Here is an 18,672-nt window from a genome sequence, read left to right on the forward strand (position 1 = left end):
CGATGACCTGAAACACTGACTGCCGAAAACTGCGTAACTCGTTGTTTACCAAGGAGTTTTCCGTTTCGACTGCGCCGGAAGTGGGGCGAATTATAGACAGATAAAAACTCGCGTCAACCACTAATTTAGTTTTTCTATCATTCCCCGGAAAACACGCCCTCTTCTATATAGAGGAGATAGCGTGCCCGCACAGAAGCCGGACGAACCCTGGCTGGGAAAAACAAAAAGCCCCGCGAGGAACAACCTCAGCGGGGCTTTTACCGCACCAGTGGCACATACCGACTGGAAGCATTCAATAATATAGTGGTGTCCCAGGGCAGGTTCGAACTGCCAACCTTCCCCTTAGGAGGGGGATGCTCTATCCAATTGAGCTACTGAGACACAAACCATCACACCAGAACGCGGCGCGATGGACGGCGAGCATGTTAAACGGCAGGCCCGCGTTTGTCATGTCGTCTGTAGTGTTAATTGAGTGTAGGCAAACGCCCCCTCCCGGCGCCCCGTCCTCATGCGGGCTGCGACAAGTCACCGATACCTTCTTGGCGCAACAACTCCATCAACCGCGCCACCGTCGAAGACAAATCACTCGAGTTATCCAGCAGGAACACGCCATCCGCCCTGGCCGCCCGCTCGCCGGGCGCGAACAAGGTGTTGCGCGCGAGCCGCGCGTCTATTTCCTCGACACTCTCGCGCCCTCTACGCTCGAGCCGCTTACGCAAAACATCAGGACTGACGGTAAGAAGGATAGGAAGCAACGTTGGATAGCGCCGCCGCGCGAGCGGCAGATAGGCCCTAGAGCCATTGACCAGCACATGCCGCCCTTCCGCCAGCCACTGATCAATCTGCACCGGGATACCGTACTCCAGGCCATTGGCGCTCCAACTCAATGCAAACCCGCCCTGACGCCGCAATTCACCAAACTCCTCAATGCTTACGCCACGAGCCGCCTCGCCCACTGATTCCGCCGAGCGTGTAATCACTCGGCGCGCAATCACACAATCGAGTTGCGCCAGGGAATCGCGGGCAGCATCGATCAAGCTGTCCTTGCCGGAACCCGATGGTCCCATCAGATACACAAGCCGGCCAACGCCCCAAAACCCGCTTGTCATAGTGCACCCCCTAGTAAATCGGCCATTTGCCACTACTCTATTCAAGGAGGGGACGCCATCCCCAGCCAGGCGAAAAGGTACATCCAGGTGGTCAGGGCGGATAACAGTTTTCAAACCAGTCCGCATTTCTGATAATTGGTGCTGGCATAACGCCTGCCCCAGGCTCAATATTTGTCACAGAATTGGCGCCAAGGATCCGGCATTTATGAGGCATGATGCGGGCCTTGATCAATTCAGGTTGAACATTTGGCTGTCTGGCTTGTCCTAACTGACATCCTGCGGCCAATTCCGAGAACCGCTCCCCTGAACTAACCGGTTAACTATATGCGCCCATTGAAACAGGCAATTTATTCCAGCCGTACGGCTGACAAGTTCGTCGTGCGCCTGCCAGACGGAATGCGTGAACGCATCGCCGAGGTGGCACGCAACCATCACCGCAGCATGAACTCCGAGATCATCGCTCGACTGGAGCAGAGCCTTATTCAAGAAGGTGCACTGGGCGAAGAGCTGAGTATGCGCCTGGACAGCCCCGAGCTGTCACTGCACGAGCGCGAGCTACTGCAGCGCTTCCGCCAACTGTCCCATCGCCAGCAAAACGCTTTGGTATCGCTTATCGCGCATGATGCAGAAATGGCCGCAAGCCCTACCTGATTTCACCCCGAAAGCTCAAGCCAGCCTCGCGCTGGCTTTTTTTTGCCTGGAAATTCGCAGATACGCACCGATGGAAAAACGACTCGCCTTTGCAGGACGAGTCGCAGGAATCAGAGCAGGAAGATGGTGGCAAGACCAAGGAAGATAAAGAAGCCGCCACTGTCGGTCATGGCCGTGATCATCACACTTGCCCCCATTGCCGGGTCGCGCCCGACACGCGCCAGGGTCATCGGTATAAGGACCCCCATCAGCGCAGCCAGAAGCAGGTTCAGTGTCATCGCCGCCGTCATCACTACGCCGAGCGACCAACTGCCATAGAGCAGATAAGCCACGACGCCAATCACCCCACCCCAGACCAGGCCGTTGATCAAGCCGACAGCCAACTCCTTGCGCATCAGGCGCGAGGTGTTACCGGTACTGACCTGATCGAGGGCCATCGCTCGCACGATCATGGTGATCGTCTGGTTACCCGAGTTACCACCAATGCCGGCAACGATCGGCATCAACGCCGCCAGCGCCACCAGTTTTTCGATAGAGCCCTCGAACAAACCAATCACCCGCGAAGCGACGAAGGCAGTGATCAGGTTGATCGCCAGCCACGCCCAACGGTTGCGCAGCGACTTCCAGACCGAAGCGAAGATATCTTCCTCTTCACGCAGACCGGCCATGTTGAGGACTTCGCTTTCGCTCTCCTCACGAATCAGGTCAACCATCTCGTCAATGGTCAAACGACCGATGAGCTTGTCGTTCTTGTCGACCACCGGCGCCGAGATCAAGTCATAACGCTCGAACGCCTGCGCGGCATCATAGGCGTCTTCATCCGGATGGAAACTCACCGGATCGCTGGCCATGACCTCCGACACCTGCTTGTCAGGGTCGTTGACCAGCAGACGCTTGATCGGCAGCACGCCCTTGAGGACACCGTCGTAATCGACCACGAACAACTTGTCGGTATGCCCGGGCAGCTCTTTGAGGCGACGCAGGTAACGCAGGACCACTTCCAGGCTGACATCCTCGCGGATCGTCACCATCTCGAAGTCCATCAACGCACCGACCTGCTCCTCGTCATAGGACAGTGCGGAGCGCACGCGCTCACGCTGCTGGCCGTCGAGGGTTTCCATCAGCTCGTGGACGACGTCTCGCGGCAGCTCAGGGGCCAGGTCAGCAAGTTCGTCGGCGTCCATCTCCTTGGCGGCCGCCAGGAGCTCGTGATCGTCCATGTCGGCGATCAGGGTTTCTCGGACCGAGTCGGACACTTCCAGCAGAATATCGCCGTCACGCTCGGCCTTGACCAACTGCCAGACCGTCAGACGATCGTCGAGGGGCAGCGCTTCAAGGATGTAGGCAACGTCGGCGGAGTGCAGGTCATCGAGCTTGCGCTGCAACTCGACGAGGTTCTGCCGGTGAACCAGGTTCTCGACCCGATCCTGATGAGGACCTTCCTGGCGGTGGGTCAGGTCTTCGAAGACGCGCTGGCGCTGCAGCAGCTCGACCACCTGGGCCAGGCGATCCTGCAGGCTTTCTTGAGTTTTCTTTACTTCTACTTCAGTCATAGGCGAACTCCACTCCCAGCAGCGGGGCACGCCGGAAGGATCAATCAGTCAATTCATGATTGGTAAAACGGGGTACTGAACAACTACTGGGTAAGTCCATGGAGGTATTCCACAAGCCCCGGCGGGGCTGACGGGCGCAATCATACACCGCTTGGGGCTTCGGGACGTTAAAAAATCCAGCCCAGAACAAGCGCTTGCGAGACAAAGCTAAGCATGGCCCACATCTATGAAACTGCGACGACTGATCGCGAAAAGAAAACACACTGCGGGGCAAAAATGAGACCCCTGGCCCGAGTACGAAGCACGGCAGGAGAGGAAAGGAAAAAGCCAAATCCCAGACAGCAAAAAGCCCGCGATGAACGCAGGCTTTTTGGTGTTTGGTGCACTCGACAGGATTCGAACCTGTGACCGCTCGGTTCGTAGCCGAGTACTCTATCCAGCTGAGCTACGAGTGCAGTTTGTGCTTTTAAACCAGATCACAACTGATTGAAACAAGGTTGACCGCATGACTGCAAACAACCTTTAAATGGTGCACTCGACAGGATTCGAACCTGTGACCGCTCGGTTCGTAGCCGAGTACTCTATCCAGCTGAGCTACGAGTGCATTTGGTGCTGCGCATTATAGTCCGTCGAATCTTTTTTCCAAGCACTTTTTCTAGTAATTTCAACAACTTACCGAAGAAGCCTGATTACAACGTGCTAAACAAATAATGGCGGAGAACGGGGGATTCGAACCCCCGACACCCTTTTGAGGTGTACTCCCTTAGCAGGGGAGCGCCTTCGGCCACTCGGCCAGCTCTCCGCAACACGGGGCGTATCTTAACCAACCTTTTCCCCGTTTGCAAACATAAAAAACGATAAAAATTAATGGCTTGGTTCTTCGTCCTTCTCTTTCTTTATACGCAGGTAGATTTCCTCACGGTGAACAGCCACCTCTTTGGGTGCGTTAACGCCAATACGCACCTGATTTCCTTTGACGCCGAGCACGGTCACGGTGATTTCGCCATCACCGATAATCAGGCTTTCCGCACACCGACGAGTCAGAATCAGCATACCTTTCTCCTCACGCATTTCAGTTCAGGGACAACAGTCTGCAAAAAAAAAGCGCTCAAGCCGCAACCAGGACGGTCACCGCTCTACACGCCTAAGTATTGACCAGCGCACGAAAAAGAACAGCCTTGCGCGCGCCACTCAAAAAAACAAAAGGCGCGGTCAGACCGCGCCCCTGCTGCATTACATCACTCGCCCTGGCGAACCGGAGCATCCAGCTCGAACGCGGTGTGCAGTGCGCGCACAGCCAGTTCCAGGTACTTCTCCTCGATCACTACCGAGACCTTGATCTCCGAGGTCGAAATCATCTGGATATTGATGGTTTCCTTGGCCAACGCTTCGAACATGCGGCTGGCAACGCCCGCGTGGGAACGCATGCCAACGCCGACGATCGAGACCTTGGCGATCTTGGTGTCGCCCACCACTTCACGGGCACCGATCTCGCGCGCAGTGTTTTCCAGCACGGTCTGGGCCGCCTGATAGTCGTTGCGATGCACCGTGAAGGTGAAGTCGGTGGTGTTATCGTGCGCAACGTTCTGCACGATCATGTCGACTTCGATGTTCGCGGCACTGATAGGGCCGAGAATCTTGAACGCCACGCCCGGGGTGTCTGGCACGCCACGGATGGTCAGCTTGGCTTCATCGCGGTTGAAAGCGATGCCGGAAATGATCGGCTGTTCCATGGATTCCTCTTCATCAATAGTAATGAGGGTGCCTGGACCCTCCTTGAAGCTGTGCAGTACGCGCAGCGGGACGTTGTACTTGCCGGCGAACTCGACCGCACGGATCTGCAATACCTTGGAACCGAGGCTGGCCATTTCCAGCATCTCTTCGAAGGTGATCTTGTCCAGGCGCTGGGCCACGGACACCACGCGCGGATCGGTGGTGTAGACACCGTCCACATCGGTATAGATCTGGCACTCATCGGCCTTCAGGGCCGCTGCCAGCGCCACGCCGGTGGTGTCGGAGCCGCCACGACCGAGGGTGGTGATACTGCCGTGCTCGTCGACGCCCTGGAAACCGGCGACAACCACCACGCGACCAGCCTTCAGGTCGCCGCGAATCTTCTGATCATCGATCTGCAGAATCCGCGCTTTATTGTGCGCGCTGTCCGTCAGGATTCGTACCTGGTTACCGGTGTACGATACCGCCGGCACGCCACGCTTGATCAGCGCCATGGCCAGCAACGCGATCGTCACCTGCTCGCCGGTGGACACGATCACATCCAGTTCACGCGGGACTGGCTGATCATCACCACTGATTTGTTTGGCCAGAGCGATCAGACGGTTGGTTTCGCCGCTCATAGCCGACAGCACAACCACCAGGTCATCGCCGGCATCGCGGAATTTCTTAACCTTGTCGGCGACCTGCTCGATTCTCTCGACAGTACCGACCGAGGTGCCTCCAAATTTCTGTACGATCAAAGCCATTTCAAAGCCGCCTCTGCCCATGAAGGGCGCCCATTAGTCACTCAAACAGCAGCCGGCCCCGCCACTAGACGACGAGCCCGGCACACAGCCTTAAATACCCTGTTCGACAAACGGCACGGTCAGGGCCAGGGCCGCGTCCAGTGCGCCAGCGTCAGTACCACCGCCTTGCGCCATGTCCGGACGACCACCGCCCTTCCCGCCCACTGCCGCAGCGGCTTGCTTCATCAAATCACCGGCTTTGAGTTGGCCAGTCAGGTCTTTGGTCACGCCTGCAACCAGCACGACCTTTTCCTCATGGACACTGCCGAGCAGGATCACTGCGCGGCCGAGTTTGTTTTTCAGTTGATCGACCAGCGCCAGCAGCGCCTTGCCATCCTGACCGTCGAGACGCACAGCCAGTACTTTCACGCCCTTGACGTCCTGGGCCTGCGCCGACAGGTCGTCACCCGCCGCACTGGCGGCCTTGGCTTGCAACTGCTCGAGTTGCTTTTCCAGCAGACGGTTGCGCTCGAGCACAGCCGACAGCTTGTCGATCAGGTTGTCGCGGCTGCCCTTGACCAGGCTGGCCGCTTCCTTGAGTTGCTCTTCGGCACCATTGAGGTAGGCCAGTGCCGCGGCACCGGTCAACGCTTCGATACGACGCACGCCCGATGCCACGCCGCCTTCGCTGATGATTTTCAGCAGGCCGATGTCGCCGGTACGGTTGGCGTGGATACCGCCACACAGCTCGACGGAGAAGTCGCCGCCCATGCTCAGTACGCGCACGTCGTCGCCGTACTTCTCGCCGAACAGCGCCATGGCGCCTTTGCGCTTGGCGGTCTCGATGTCGGTTTCTTCGGTCTCGACCGCGGAGTTCTTGCGAATCTCGGCGTTGACGATGTCTTCCAGGGCCTTGATCTGCTCCGGCTTGATGGCTTCGAAGTGGCTGAAGTCAAAGCGCAGGCGCTGACTGTCGACCAGGGAACCCTTCTGCTGAACGTGCTCGCCCAGCACCTGACGCAGGGCTGCGTGCAGCAAGTGAGTAGCCGAGTGGTTCAGCGAGGTCGCGTGACGCACGTCGGCATCCACATGAGTCTCGACCGGTGCACCGACGATCAGGCTGCCGGACGCCAGCACGCCGTGATGCAGGAACGCACCGCCGGTCTTGGTGGTGTCGCGCACGTCGAAACGCGCAGTGCCAGCCTGCAGGTAACCGCAGTCGCCGACCTGACCACCGGATTCGGCGTAGAACGGCGTCTTGTTCAGGACAATCACGCCCTCGTCGCCTTCATTCAACACATCAACCGACTGGCCATTCTTGTACAGCGCGACGATTTTTGCCGAGCCGCTGGTATCGGTGTAGCCGGTGAACTCAGTGGCCACGTCAACCTTGACCAGGGTGTTGTAGTCCAGGCCGAAGGAGCTGGCCGAACGGGCACGTTCGCGCTGGGCTTCCATTTCGCGCTCGAAGCCCGCTTCGTCGATGGTCAGCTCACGCTCACGAGCGATGTCGGCCGTCAGGTCCATCGGGAAGCCGTAGGTGTCGTACAGCTTGAACACGACATCACCCGGCACCACGGTGCCTTTGAGTTCCGCCAGGTCCTGCTCGAGAATTTTCAGGCCGTGCTCCAGGGTCTTGGAGAACTGCTCTTCCTCGGCCTTGAGCACGCGCTCGATGTTCGACTGCTGCTGCTTGAGTTCCGGGAAGGCTTCGCCCATCTCGGCGACCAGCGCAGCCACGATCTTGTAGAAGAAGCTGCCAGTGGCACCCAGCTTGTTGCCGTGACGGCAGGCGCGTCGAATGATCCGGCGCAACACATAGCCACGGCCTTCGTTGGACGGCAATACGCCATCAGCAATCAGGAAACCGCAGGAACGGATGTGGTCGGACACCACCTTGAGCGACGACTGGTCGCCGTTGCTGCAACCGATGGCGGCCGCCGAAGCGCTCAACAGGTTCTTGAACAGGTCGATGTCGTAGTTCGAATTCACGTGCTGCATCACCGCACTGATCCGCTCCAGGCCCATGCCGGTATCGACCGACGGTGCTGGCAACGGATGCAACACGCCATCGGCGGTGCGGTTGAACTGCATGAAGACGTTGTTCCAGATCTCGATGTAACGGTCGCCATCTTCTTCCGGCGAGCCCGGTGGGCCGCCCCAGATGTGGTCGCCGTGGTCGTAGAAGATCTCGGTGCAAGGACCGCACGGGCCGGTATCGCCCATGGTCCAGAAGTTGTCGGAGGCGTATGGCGCGCCCTTGTTGTCGCCGATGCGGATCATGCGCTCGACCGGCACGCCGATCTGCTGGGTCCAGATGTCGTAGGCCTCATCGTCCGAGGCATAGACCGTGACCCAGAGTTTTTCCTTGGGCAACTGCAGTACGCCGGTGAGGAAGGTCCAGGCGTAGGTGATGGCGTCACGCTTGAAGTAGTCGCCGAAGCTGAAGTTACCCAGCATTTCGAAGAAGGTGTGGTGACGGGCGGTATAGCCGACGTTTTCCAGGTCGCTGTTCTTGCCGCCTGCGCGCACGCACTTCTGGCTGCTGGTGGCGCGGGTGTAGGCGCGCTTTTCCTGGCCCAGGAAGCAATCCTTGAACTGGTTCATCCCCGCGTTGGTGAACAGCAGGGTTGGGTCGTTGCCCGGAATCAAAGAGCTGGAGGCTACACGGGTGTGGCCTTGCTCTTCGAAGAAGCGAAGGAAGGCTTCACGGATTTCTGCGCTTTTCATTAGGTTCTTCCACGGAGGCTGCGGCCAAAGGCCTGTGCGATTCGTCAACGGACGAAGCGACGGCAAAGGGCCGCATTATATCGGCCCTGCGCGCGGGGTACAGCGTGTTTATACGATAGAAACAGCCAATTGGACGGCCAGCAATGTCATTTACCGGAAAACTCGACGAATGTCGCGATCACCTGGTCGATTTGCGCCTGGCTGACATCCATGTGCGTGACCATGCGCAGACGGGAAGAAGCGCTGAGCCGAATCCCACGTTCAGCGGCAAACGTCTTGATCGCGTCGGCTTTGTCGCCGATGTTCAGGTAAACCATGTTGGTCTGCACCGGTTCGACCTCGAAGCCCGCCGCCTGCAGGCCTGCTGCCAGGCGCTGAGCATTCGAATGGTCGTCAGCCAGGCGCTGCACATGGTTATCCAGGGCATACAGCCCCGCCGCCGCGAGAATCCCGGCCTGGCGCATGCCGCCGCCGACCATCTTGCGCAGGCGCCGCGCCTTGCCGATCAACTCTGCTGAACCGCAAAGCACCGAGCCCACCGGGGCACCGAGACCTTTGGACAGGCAGACCGACACCGAATCGAAGTGCTGGGTAATTTCCCGGGCATCCACGCCCAGCTTGACCGCGGCGTTGTACAAGCGCGCGCCATCCAGGTGCAACTGCAGGCCATGCTCGCGAGTGAAACGGCGTGCTCGTGCCAGGTATTCCAGCGGTAGCACCTTGCCTTGCATGGTGTTTTCAAGCGCCAGCAAGCGCGTGCGGGCGAAGTGGAAATCGTCGGGCTTGATGGCCGCCGCCACCTGGGTCAGGTCCAGCGAGCCATCGGCCTGGACTTCCAGTGGCTGCGGCTGGATCGAACCGAGCACGGCAGCGCCACCGCCTTCGTATTTGTAGGTGTGAGCCTGCTGGCCAACGATGTACTCGTCGCCGCGCTCGCAATGGGCCATCAGGCCCAACAGGTTGCTCATGGTGCCGGTGGGCACGAACAATGCAGCAGCAAAGCCCAGGCGCTCGGCCAGTACCGCTTCCAGACGGTTGACCGTCGGATCCTCGCCATACACATCGTCGCCAGTGGCCGCCCCGGCCATTACGTCAAGCATCCCTGCGGTAGGTTGGGTAACGGTGTCACTGCGCAGATCGATAACAGTCATGAAGCTGGCCTCGGTAAGCAGGGGAAATCCCTTTCAAGAGTGAATTACTGCGGTCATGCCGAGGAATTATCAACCCTCGCTGAATGAAAAGTTCGATAACAATCATCAGATAGCAGCGATGCGCAGGTCAGAAATATGTGTTAAAAACGCTGCGCCGCCAGAAAATCTGACGGCAATACGTTCTCAGGGCGGGGTGCAACTCCCCACCGGCGGTAATTACGCGCAATGCGTATAGCCCGCGAGCGCTTGGCGTCCCGCCAGCCTTTGGCAGTCGGTGATGACAAGGTCAGCAGACCCGGTGTGATTCCGGGGCCGACGGTCATAGTCCGGATGAAGAGAGAACGGGATCAACGCCAAAGGGCCGTCCAGGGTCAACGAGCAGCTTGTGCTCGGGACCGCTACGTACCCTTGAATCCCTTTCGATTCATAACGCCCTGTTTTTCACACAAACAGGAGTCAGAACAGATGCAACCCACCGCAATCGATAGCAAGAGCAAACACCATCAAGGCGAGCGCGTAGCGTTCATCCAGGCGTGCTGGCACAAGGAAATCGTTGATCAGAGCCGTGAAGGCTTCGTCAGCGAGATGATTGCCCAAGGCTATCAGGCGTCGGACATCGACTTTTTTGAAGTCGGCGGCGCTTTCGAAATTCCGCTGCACGCCAAGTTGCTGGCGAAAACCGGCGGCTATGCCGGCATCGTCGCCGCGGGCCTGGTGGTGGATGGCGGCATCTACCGTCACGAGTTCGTCGCCCAATCGGTGATCAGCGGACTGATGCAGGTGCAACTGGAGACTGAAGTACCGGTGTTCTCCGTCGTGCTGACCCCCCATCACTTCCATGCCGGCGAAGAGCACCAGAAGTTCTTCTTCGAGCATTTTGTGCACAAGGGTCAGGAAGCGGCGAAGACCTGTGCCGACACGCTGCATAAACTGCGGGCGTTGCACCGGAGTGAGCCGCGGGCCGTGGCGGTGTAATAGGCGTTAGTTGCCCGCGCGAGGTGCACATTCAGGATTGATGTTGAATGTGCCATCGCTATCGCGGGCAAGCCCGCTCCTACAGGTTTATCAATTCCATCCAGGGTCAGGCGAGGTTGTGGTCGCCAGTGGGGACGATCAGGATCCCGGCGCGCAGGCCATTTTTCACCTTGGGATTGGGGAAAATGATGCGCGCACCCTGCTCTTCGATGATCCAGCGCGTTTGCGCGATGTCTTCAGCCAGCACATAGCCCATATCCAGCTCACTGAAATTCTCGATATCGGCCGGCAGGTTCAATTTGAAGTTGTCGCTGTGCTTGATGATTTCCCGCGCCACGCTGAACAGCTGCAAGCCATCCAGCCCCTCTTGCGCCATCGGCGGTTCGGATCCTTCAATGATCTGCTTCAGGCGGGTTTCCAGGCGCGACACATTGACCCCGTCGTTCTGCCCAAAAGGTCGAGCCTTGCCCAACTCCAGGGTGAAGGCCTCGGCGTCGAGCTTGTCGTAGGTGTACGAGCTGAACACGATCGACGGCTTGTTCTGCAACAGCACCGCCTCCATGCCCGCTGCACGCAGGCGCGCCAGTTCGTGACGCGAGTGCTGGCGACCTTCTTTCCACGGGTACAGGGCGAACTGCTCGATCTTCGAGCCGCGAATCGCGGTGTGCAAGTCGTAGTGCAGGCGCTGGCGATCCGGCAGGCTGAAGAAACTCGCCGCCAGGCGTTCCAGTTCACAGGCGCGCAGCGCTTCGGAACCACTGCTCAGTTCATGTCGGCCGTTGAACAACCGATTGACGTCCTGCTCGACAAAACGCTCGCCGCGGCGCATGGCCTCAGGGTTGCCGAACAGGAACAGAATGCGTGCTCGAGGCTTCAAGTCGCCTCGAGCGATGTCATGCAGCAACCGATCGAGAAGTTCGATCGGCGCCGTTTCGTTGCCATGGATCCCGGCTGACAGCAGCAGGTCCAGGCCATTGTCGCGGGCTTCCGGTGGCCGCACTTCCAGCGCACCTTCACTCAGCCAGCGCATCCGCACGCCTTCGACAGTCAGTTGAGTCTTCTCCGCCGGTTCGCGGCCGGCGAGGGTCAGTTCAAGCAGTTTGCCGAGGGCGAGCATAGAGCGTTTCCTTAATGGTCGTGATTGCAGTCCGGGCCATGCACGTGGTCGTCGTCACCGAGGTCAGCCGGCTCCATCTCCAGTTGCAGACTTACCAGATTAGTCGCCAATGGGCGCAACAGCAGGTTGGCGTATTCGGCATCGCCTTCTTCGACGTCCACGCCGATCAGCAATTGGCCACGGCCGTCGTGCTGGATCCACAATTCCTTGCCCTGCCAGATCACGGCAACGCGGGTGCAGGAGGTTTCCAGTTGAGTGCCATCGGTGTCTTCAAGGATCAGCTGCAGGGTATCGCTCATGTTTACGCTCTCATCTGGAAATAAAGCTGCAGGCCCGCTCATCAGGGGCGGACCTGGGCTTTCAATTGATCTGGAATGGATAAACCGCGCCCAGTTTAAGGATTTGCGTCAGTTCATCCAGTGCCGTCCGGCACTCAAGCAACAACTGCGGATCCGCCAGGTCGCTTTCGGCCATGCGGTCACGGTAGTGCTTTTCGACCCATTGGGTCAGCGTGCCATACAACGGCGCGGTCATGATAACCCCTGGGTTGACCGCCGCCAGTTCAGTTTCATTCAGCGCCACGCGCAAACGCAGGCAAGCCGGGCCACCACCGTTCTGCATGCTCTGCTTGAGGTCGAAGACTTTGACCTCGCGAATCAGTCCGCCGGAGCTGGTCAGGGTCTGCAGGTACTGCCAGACGCGCGGGTTGTTCTGGCATTCCTGCGGCACGATCAGCAGCATCGAACCGTCGGCCTTCGACAGCAGCTGGCTATTGAACAGGTAGGAACGCACCGCGTCCTCCACCGAAACCTGCGAACGCGGCACGCAGATCGCCTTGAACTGCCCGCCACGCTTGGCCAGCTTGCTCGACAGCTCGGCGAGCATCTGTTCGGTGTCGAGGAACGCATCCTCGTGATAGAACAGCGCCTCACCGTTACCGACCGCGATCACGTCGTTGTGGAACACGCCCTGGTCGATCACTGACGGATTCTGCTGAGCATAGACCACACCGTCATCACTCAGGCCGTGCAAGCGTGCGACCGCCTGGGAAGCTTCCAGGGTCTGGCGCGCCGGGTACTTTTGCGGTGCCGGATAGCGGGTATCGAAGGCGCTGCGCCCGAACACGAAAAACTCGACACCGGCCTCGCCGTATTCACGGCAGAAACGGGTGTGGTTGGCCGCGCCTTCGTCACCGAACTGCGCTACCGCCGGCAGCGCCGCGTGGTGGGCGAAGTGTTTCTGGTCGGCGAACATCGCCCCCAGCACGCGGCTGGTGGTCGGGTGCTCGATGCTGCGGTGATATTTGCAATTGAGGTTGGCGGCGGTGAAATGCACGCGACCGTCGGCGGTGTCCGCACTCGGGCTGACCGTGGCCGCGTTGGCCACCCACATGCTCGACGCCGAACAACTGGCAACCAGCAGCGGCATCGCTTGCTTGGCCGCCTGCTCGATGACCTGTGCATCAGTGCCGCTGAAACCGAGCTTGCGCAAGGCGCCCACGTCCGGACGTTCCTGCGGCGCGAGTACGCCTTGCTGGAAGCCCATTTCCATCAGCGCTTTCATTTTCGCCAGGCCCTGCAGCGCCGCTTCCTTGGGATTGGAAGCCTGCTGACTGTTGCTCTGGGACGCGACGTTGCCGTAGGACAGGCCGCCGTAGTTGTGGGTCGGCCCCACTAGACCGTCAAAATTGACTTCATAGGATTTCATTAGCGAGGCTCCACGAGAATCTGGTTTTTATAGGCTTCAATAACAAGGCATTGGCGACCGCGGGGCGGCTGTTCGCTGGCAAGCCAGCTCCTACAGAGAGCCAGCTTGCCAGTGATGGGCATCAGGCCATTTTCACGCCGGGCGTCAGGGCGGCCGGCATCACCAGGCTCGGTGTTTCCAGCGAGGCCACCGGGTAGGCGCAATAGTCCGCCGCGTAGTAAGCGCTGGCACGGTGGTTACCCGAGGCGCCGACACCACCGAACGGCGCGCTGCTGGCGGCGCCGGTCAGTTGCTTGTTCCAGTTGACGATACCGGCGCGGCTTTCCAGCCAGAACTGCTGGTAGCGCGCTTCGGAGTCCGACAGCAAGCCGGCGGCCAGGCCGTATTGGGTGTTGTTGGCTTCGGCGATCGCTGCTTCGAAATCCGCGTAGCGAATCACCTGCAGCAAAGGCCCGAACAGCTCTTCGTCGGGACGCTCGGCCACTGCCGTCACGTCAACAATGCCCGGCGTCAGCAAGGCGGCCGTCGGCTGTGGCTGAGTCATCGCCAGCAGGCTGACTGCGCCATTGGCCAGCAACTGTGCCTGGGCATCCATCAGTGCCTTGGCGGCCCCGAGGGAAACCACCGAGCCCATGAACGGCGCCGGTTGCTGGTCGAATGCACCGACCTCAATGGTCGCGCTGACGGCTACCAGGCGTGCCAACAGGCTGTCGCCCCAGGCGCCTTGCGGCACCAGCAGGCGGCGTGCGCAGGTGCAGCGCTGACCGGCGGAAATGAACGCCGACTGGATAATGGTGTAGACCGCCGCGTCGAGGTCGGCAACCTGATCCACCACCAGCGGGTTGTTGCCCCCCATTTCCAGGGCGAGGATCTTGTCCGGCCGCCCGGAGAACTGCGCATGCAGATGATTGCCAGTACGGCTGGAGCCGGTGAAGAACAGGCCGTCGATGCCCGGATTGGCGGCCAGGGCGATGCCGGTTTCCCGCGCGCCTTGCACCAGGTTCAGTACACCGGCTGGCAGGCCGGCTTCGATCCAGCACTTGACAGTCAGCTCGGCAACTTTCGGGGTCAGCTCACTCGGCTTGAACAGCACGCTGTTACCGGCCAACAGGGCTGGCACGATGTGCCCGTTGGGCAGGTGACCCGGGAAGTTATAGGGACCGAATACTGCGACCACACCGTGAGGCTTGTGTCGCAGCACGGCGGTGGCGTCGCCCAGCGGGCCGCTCTTCTCGCCGGTACGCTCGCGGTAGCTTTGCACCGAGATCGCGATCTTGTTGACCATGCTGGTCACTTCAGTCGCGGCTTCCCACAATGGCTTGCCGGTTTCCTCACCAATGCAGTGGGCCAATTCTTCCGCGTGTTGCTTCAGGCTGGCGGCAAAGGCCTCGAGCACGCTGATGCGCTCTTCCAGGGTGCGACGAGCCCAGGCCGGAAATGCCTGACGGGCCGCCTGCACGGCGCTTTCAACCTGAGCGGCGGTGGCGCCCTGCCCTGACCACAGCACTTGCTGGGTGACCGGGTTCAGCGATTCAAAGGCTTCGCCCTGACCGGCCAGCCACTCACCTGCGATGTAAAGCGAATTCATTATTTCGACTCCCGGGCAGCAGACAATGGTACGGCGCGTACCTGATCGCCGGCATTGAGTTGAAGGCGCTTGGCGGTCAGCGGATCGACCACCAGGGTACCGGCGGCAAAGCGCGCCGGCGCGGCAGTGATGCGGCAGTCTTCGCGCTTGCGGTTGTGAATCAGGAACGGCGTGGCGTCGTCACCCGGGGTGCCAATGGCCAGCACCAGCGCCTGGCTGTCGCGCACCGCACGGATCTTCGTGGTCTCGCACTCCACGGCTGGACCGGCGTCGAAAATGTCGACGTAGCCCTGATAGCTGAAGCCCTCGCTCTTGAGCATGGCCAGCGCCGGTTCGGTGTCCGGGTGAACCTGGCCGATGACGTTGCGCGCGTCTTCGGACAGGAAGCAGGTGTAGAGCGGGAATTTTGGCATCAGCTCGGCAATGAACGCCTTGTTGCCTACGCCCGTCAGGTAGTCCGCCTGGCTGAACTCCATCTTGAAGAAGTGTCGGCCCAGGCTTTCCCAGAACGGCGAGCGACCCGCGGTATCGGAGACGCCGCGCATCTCGGCGATGATCTTGTTGCCGAACAGTTGCGGGAATTCGGCGATGAACAGCATCCGCGCCTTGGCCAGCATTCGGCCGTTGAGGCCGGTGCGGTAATCGGCGTGCAGGAACAGCGAGCACAACTCGGAATTGCCGGTCAGGTCGTTGGCCAGGAACAGCGTCGGGATTTCCCGATAGATGTTCAGCTCCTGCGATGCGCTGACCGTCAGGCCGACCCGGAAGTTGTACCAGGGCTCACGCAGGCCGACCGCGCCGGCAATCGCCGAGATACCCACCACCCGGCCGTTGTCGTCTTCGAGCACGAACAGGTAATCGGCGTCGGCACGCCCCGCTTCGCCAGTGAAGGTTTTTTCCGCCCAGCCTACCCGGTGCGCCAGGCGCTCTTCGTTGGCCGGCAAGGTGGTCAGGCCGGTGCCGGTACTGCGGGCCAGGTCGATCAGAGCGGGTAAGTCGCTGCTGCGTACGGGACGAACGATCATGCTATCTCCTCAAACGGGCGGTCGATCACGACCTCCCGTAAAACTCGCTGCTCGGTGTGCCTTGCGGCGTTCAAGCGTTAAACCGCTACCAGGCGCACGCTCGCGCCCTCGCCGACGCCCAGGGCTTCGGCAGCTTCCAGGTCCAGTACCACCGGCTTGCCTGGCGCGTAGTCCAGCTCAAGCATGACCGCGCGGTAATCCTGCAACTGCGCATTGGCCACCAGGTACTGGCGGCCGGCGCCCTTGACCGGCTCGCCGATCTTCACCGGCACCACGCGGCTCTGGGCGATCGAGCGGATGCCCGAGACCCGGGCATGCAGGGTTGGGCCACCGTCGAAGATGTCGATGTAGTGATCAGTCTCGAAACCTTCACGCATCAGGATGTCGAAGGTGATCTGCGCACGCGGGTGCACCTGACCCATGGCTTCTTGCGCGGAGTCCGGCAGCAGCGGCACGTAGATCGGGTAATGCGGCATCAGCTCGGCCAGGAAGGTACGGCTCTTGAGCCCGCACAGGCGCTCGGCCTCGGCGTAGTTGAGGTCAAAGAAATTGCGGCCGATGGCGTCCCAGAACGGCGAGTCGCCATGCTCGTCGCTGTAGCCGACGATCTCGGTCACCACCGAATCGGCGAAGCGTTCCGGATGGCTCGCGACGAACAGCAGGCGCCCGCGGGAGTTGAGCTCCGACCAGGCCGAGCCCACCAGTTCCGGCAGCACGTAGAAGCTGGTCAGCAGGCTGTTACCGGTCAGGTCGTGGCACTGCGAGAGCACGTGGATCTTGTTGTGAATCTTCAGCTCGCGGGACGCGTGCACGAAGGTTTCATTGCGAAAGCTGTAGAAAGGCTCGGAGTAACCGGCCGAGGCGACAATGGCCGAGCAGCCCACCAGCTTGCCGGTGGCCGTGTCTTCGAGGACGAAGAAATAGCTCTCTTCGCCGTTGAAACTGACTTCGGCAGCGAAGGACGCTTCGCTCGCGGCAATCTTGTCGCTCAGGCGTTCAACGTCATCCGGCAGGGAAGTGACACCAATCGGGCTGTCCGCAGCCAGGCGTTGTACCTCGCCCAGATCAGCCATTTGCGCGGGGCGCATCACCAGCATGGTGTCACTCCTTTTTTTATAAACTCTTTGAGGAAAATCGCCGGCTGCCCTGGGCTGTGCGGGGTGAGCCTGCACAGAGAAGCCATCCGGCGTGGAAATTTGCATCGACGCCCGACCTGCGGGCGCCGAAAGGTCTATCAGGCTTGCGTCAACTTGGCCACGGCACGTTCGAAGCGGTCCAGGCCGGCGTCGATGTCGGCGTCTTCCACCACCAGGCTCGGGGCGAAACGAATCACGTCAGGGCCGGCCTGCAGAATCATCAGGCCCTCTTTCTCGGCAGCGTTGAAGATGTCCTTGGCCTTGCCTTTCCAGGCATCGCTCAGGACACAACCCAGCAGCAGGCCGAGACCGCGCACCTGGGTGAACAGGCCGTATTGCTCGCCGATCTGTTGCAGGCGTGCCTTGAACTTGTCGTGCTTGGCATTGACGCCGTTCAGCACTTCAGGGGTATTGATCACGTCGATCACCGCCTCGGCCACTGCGCACGCCAGCGGGTTGCCGCCGTAGGTGGTGCCGTGAGTGCCGACGACCAGGTGTTTGGCCAGGTCTTCGGTGGTCAGCATGGCGGCGATCGGGAAACCGCCGCCCAGGCTCTTGGCGCTGGTCAGGATGTCCGGCGTCACACCGTAATGCTGATAGGCGAACAGCTTGCCGCTGCGGCCCATGCCGGTCTGCACTTCGTCGAACACCAGCAGCGCGTTGTGCGCATCGCACAGCTCGCGGGCACCTTGCAGGTAGGCCAGTTCGGCCGGCAGCACACCGCCCTCACCCTGGATCGGCTCCAGCACCACCGCGCAGGTCTTGTCGGAAATGGCGGCTTTCAGCGCGGCCAGGTCGTTGTAAGGGACGTGGGTGATGCCAGTGATTTTCGGACCGAATCCGTCGGAGTACTTGGACTGGCCACCGACGTTGACGGTGAACAGGGTACGACCGTGGAAGCTGTTCAGGGCCGCGATGATTTCGTACTTCTCGGCACCGAAACGATCGTGAGCGACGCGACGGGCCAGCTTGAACGCGGCCTCGTTGGCCTCGGCGCCAGAGTTGCAGAAGAACACGCGCTCGGCGAAGGTCGCGTCGATCAGCTTGTGGGCCAGGCGCAGGGCCGGCTCATTGGTGAACACGTTGGACACGTGCCACAGCTTGCTCGCCTGTTCGGTCAAGGCACCGACCAGCGCCGGATGGGCGTGGCCCAGTACGTTAACGGCAATCCCGCCGGCAAAGTCGATCAGCTCGCGACCCGACTGGTCCCAAACGCGGGAACCGGCACCACGCACCGGAATGAAAGCGGCAGGCGCATAGTTGGGAACCATTACCTGGTCAAAATCGGCGCGTTCTACCGCAGCGTGCTCAACGGACATCGGAGTCTCCTGATGAGGAACACCCGCCTGAAACTGGCGAGCGATGGGGGGATTGTAAGGACAGTTTCGAGCTTGGCCTTGCCGCCAAGCGACAACTTCTTATAGCGCAAAACCCTGATTTTCCCGGGTTTACGGCAATGCGACATATAGGG

General features: G+C 60.3%; 15 protein-coding genes, 4 tRNA genes and 1 riboswitch. Of the genes, 2 read left to right on the plus strand and 17 right to left on the minus strand.

All coding sequences use genetic code 11. The features are described 5' to 3' along the window. Window positions 1-304: 304 nt before the first annotated feature. Window positions 305-381, minus strand: a tRNA-Arg gene (locus tag ACZYR5_RS15355). A gap of 125 nt (window positions 382-506) precedes the next feature. Continuing rightward, a complete protein-coding gene (gene phnN, locus ACZYR5_RS15360; RefSeq protein WP_489089981.1) occupies window positions 507-1,109 on the minus strand; it encodes a phosphonate metabolism protein/1,5-bisphosphokinase (PRPP-forming) PhnN in 603 nt (200 codons plus the stop codon). Window positions 1,110-1,433: 324 nt separating this feature from the next. Here phnN and ACZYR5_RS15365 point away from each other — a divergent pair, with 324 nt between their 5' ends. Next, complete coding sequence (locus ACZYR5_RS15365) at window positions 1,434-1,760, plus strand: Arc family DNA-binding protein (RefSeq protein ID WP_105755798.1); 327 nt, start codon at window positions 1,434-1,436, stop codon at window positions 1,758-1,760. 110 nt (window positions 1,761-1,870) lie between these two features. Here ACZYR5_RS15365 and mgtE read toward each other — a convergent pair whose 3' ends face one another. The 8 genes from mgtE to ltaE form a co-directional block, all read right to left on the minus strand. Further along, entirely contained in the window at window positions 1,871-3,313 is a 1,443-nt protein-coding gene (mgtE, locus tag ACZYR5_RS15370) for a magnesium transporter (protein ID WP_489089982.1), read from the minus strand. A 378-nt stretch (window positions 3,314-3,691) separates the two neighbouring features. Further along, window positions 3,692-3,768 (minus strand) — tRNA-Arg (locus ACZYR5_RS15375). Window positions 3,769-3,840: 72 nt separating this feature from the next. Further along, window positions 3,841-3,917: transfer RNA gene (locus ACZYR5_RS15380), tRNA-Arg, on the minus strand. A gap of 107 nt (window positions 3,918-4,024) precedes the next feature. Further along, window positions 4,025-4,115 (minus strand) — tRNA-Ser (locus tag ACZYR5_RS15385). Window positions 4,116-4,177: 62 nt separating this feature from the next. Further along, on the minus strand, window positions 4,178-4,366 hold the full coding sequence (csrA, locus tag ACZYR5_RS15390) for a carbon storage regulator CsrA (RefSeq protein WP_002554426.1): 189 nt from the start codon (window positions 4,364-4,366) through the stop codon (window positions 4,178-4,180). Between the two features lie 185 nt (window positions 4,367-4,551). Beyond that, on the minus strand, window positions 4,552-5,793 hold the full coding sequence (locus tag ACZYR5_RS15395; protein WP_489089983.1) for an aspartate kinase: 1,242 nt from the start codon (window positions 5,791-5,793) through the stop codon (window positions 4,552-4,554). Between the two features lie 90 nt (window positions 5,794-5,883). Next, a complete protein-coding gene (gene alaS / locus ACZYR5_RS15400) occupies window positions 5,884-8,502 on the minus strand; it encodes an alanine--tRNA ligase (protein WP_489089984.1) in 2,619 nt (872 codons plus the stop codon). A 146-nt stretch (window positions 8,503-8,648) separates the two neighbouring features. Then, window positions 8,649-9,653: a low-specificity L-threonine aldolase gene (gene ltaE / locus ACZYR5_RS15405; RefSeq protein ID WP_489089985.1), complete on the minus strand. Its 1,005-nt coding sequence runs from the start codon at window positions 9,651-9,653 to the stop codon at window positions 8,649-8,651. Window positions 9,654-9,828: 175 nt separating this feature from the next. Then, a riboswitch (FMN riboswitch) is annotated at window positions 9,829-10,000 on the plus strand. Between the two features lie 118 nt (window positions 10,001-10,118). Between ltaE and ACZYR5_RS15410 the strand changes: the two genes are divergently transcribed. After that, window positions 10,119-10,628, plus strand: coding sequence for a 6,7-dimethyl-8-ribityllumazine synthase (locus tag ACZYR5_RS15410; RefSeq protein WP_489089986.1), 510 nt, complete (start codon window positions 10,119-10,121; stop codon window positions 10,626-10,628). A gap of 106 nt (window positions 10,629-10,734) precedes the next feature. Here ACZYR5_RS15410 and astE read toward each other — a convergent pair whose 3' ends face one another. From astE to ACZYR5_RS15445, 7 genes are all read right to left on the minus strand, one after another. Then, window positions 10,735-11,745, minus strand: a complete 1,011-nt coding sequence (gene astE, locus ACZYR5_RS15415; protein WP_489089987.1) for a succinylglutamate desuccinylase — start codon at window positions 11,743-11,745, stop codon at window positions 10,735-10,737. Window positions 11,746-11,756: 11 nt separating this feature from the next. Then, on the minus strand, window positions 11,757-12,044 hold the full coding sequence (locus ACZYR5_RS15420) for a topoisomerase II (protein WP_105755795.1): 288 nt from the start codon (window positions 12,042-12,044) through the stop codon (window positions 11,757-11,759). Window positions 12,045-12,105: 61 nt separating this feature from the next. After that, window positions 12,106-13,452 carry an N-succinylarginine dihydrolase gene (gene astB, locus ACZYR5_RS15425; RefSeq protein WP_489089988.1) on the minus strand — a complete coding sequence of 449 codons (1,347 nt, stop codon included), beginning with the start codon at window positions 13,450-13,452 and terminating at the stop codon, window positions 12,106-12,108. 121 nt (window positions 13,453-13,573) lie between these two features. Next, complete coding sequence (gene astD / locus ACZYR5_RS15430; protein ID WP_489090385.1) at window positions 13,574-15,043, minus strand: succinylglutamate-semialdehyde dehydrogenase; 1,470 nt, start codon at window positions 15,041-15,043, stop codon at window positions 13,574-13,576. Then, a complete protein-coding gene (gene astA / locus ACZYR5_RS15435) occupies window positions 15,040-16,065 on the minus strand; it encodes an arginine N-succinyltransferase (protein WP_489089989.1) in 1,026 nt (341 codons plus the stop codon). Before astA ends, astD begins: the two co-directional genes overlap by 4 nt. Before the next feature lie 77 nt (window positions 16,066-16,142). Beyond that, window positions 16,143-17,162, minus strand: coding sequence for an arginine/ornithine succinyltransferase subunit alpha (gene aruF / locus ACZYR5_RS15440; protein WP_027621241.1), 1,020 nt, complete (start codon window positions 17,160-17,162; stop codon window positions 16,143-16,145). 137 nt (window positions 17,163-17,299) lie between these two features. Next, window positions 17,300-18,520: an aspartate aminotransferase family protein gene (locus ACZYR5_RS15445; RefSeq protein WP_489089990.1), complete on the minus strand. Its 1,221-nt coding sequence runs from the start codon at window positions 18,518-18,520 to the stop codon at window positions 17,300-17,302. Between the last annotated feature and the right edge of the window lie 152 nt (window positions 18,521-18,672).

This window comes from Pseudomonas sp. F007 (genome assembly GCF_057814275.1).

Excerpts from the sequence above, each read along its gene's own strand:
- ACZYR5_RS15445 (WP_489089990.1), bottom strand. The coding sequence starts at position 18,520 with ATGTCCGTTGAGCACGCTGCGGTAGAACGCGCCGATTTTGACCAGGTA.
- mgtE (WP_489089982.1), bottom strand. The coding sequence starts at position 3,313 with ATGACTGAAGTAGAAGTAAAGAAAACTCAAGAAAGCCTGCAGGATCGC.
- aruF (WP_027621241.1), bottom strand. The coding sequence starts at position 17,162 with ATGCTGGTGATGCGCCCCGCGCAAATGGCTGATCTGGGCGAGGTACAA.
- ACZYR5_RS15365 (WP_105755798.1), top strand. The coding sequence starts at position 1,434 with ATGCGCCCATTGAAACAGGCAATTTATTCCAGCCGTACGGCTGACAAG.
- csrA (WP_002554426.1), bottom strand. The coding sequence starts at position 4,366 with ATGCTGATTCTGACTCGTCGGTGTGCGGAAAGCCTGATTATCGGTGAT.
- ACZYR5_RS15410 (WP_489089986.1), top strand. The coding sequence starts at position 10,119 with ATGCAACCCACCGCAATCGATAGCAAGAGCAAACACCATCAAGGCGAG.
- astB (WP_489089988.1), bottom strand. The coding sequence starts at position 13,452 with ATGAAATCCTATGAAGTCAATTTTGACGGTCTAGTGGGGCCGACCCAC.
- alaS (WP_489089984.1), bottom strand. The coding sequence starts at position 8,502 with ATGAAAAGCGCAGAAATCCGTGAAGCCTTCCTTCGCTTCTTCGAAGAG.
- ACZYR5_RS15395 (WP_489089983.1), bottom strand. The coding sequence starts at position 5,793 with ATGGCTTTGATCGTACAGAAATTTGGAGGCACCTCGGTCGGTACTGTC.
- astE (WP_489089987.1), bottom strand. The coding sequence starts at position 11,745 with ATGCTCGCCCTCGGCAAACTGCTTGAACTGACCCTCGCCGGCCGCGAA.
- ltaE (WP_489089985.1), bottom strand. The coding sequence starts at position 9,653 with ATGACTGTTATCGATCTGCGCAGTGACACCGTTACCCAACCTACCGCA.
- ACZYR5_RS15420 (WP_105755795.1), bottom strand. The coding sequence starts at position 12,044 with ATGAGCGATACCCTGCAGCTGATCCTTGAAGACACCGATGGCACTCAA.
- astA (WP_489089989.1), bottom strand. The coding sequence starts at position 16,065 with ATGATCGTTCGTCCCGTACGCAGCAGCGACTTACCCGCTCTGATCGAC.
- phnN (WP_489089981.1), bottom strand. The coding sequence starts at position 1,109 with ATGACAAGCGGGTTTTGGGGCGTTGGCCGGCTTGTGTATCTGATGGGA.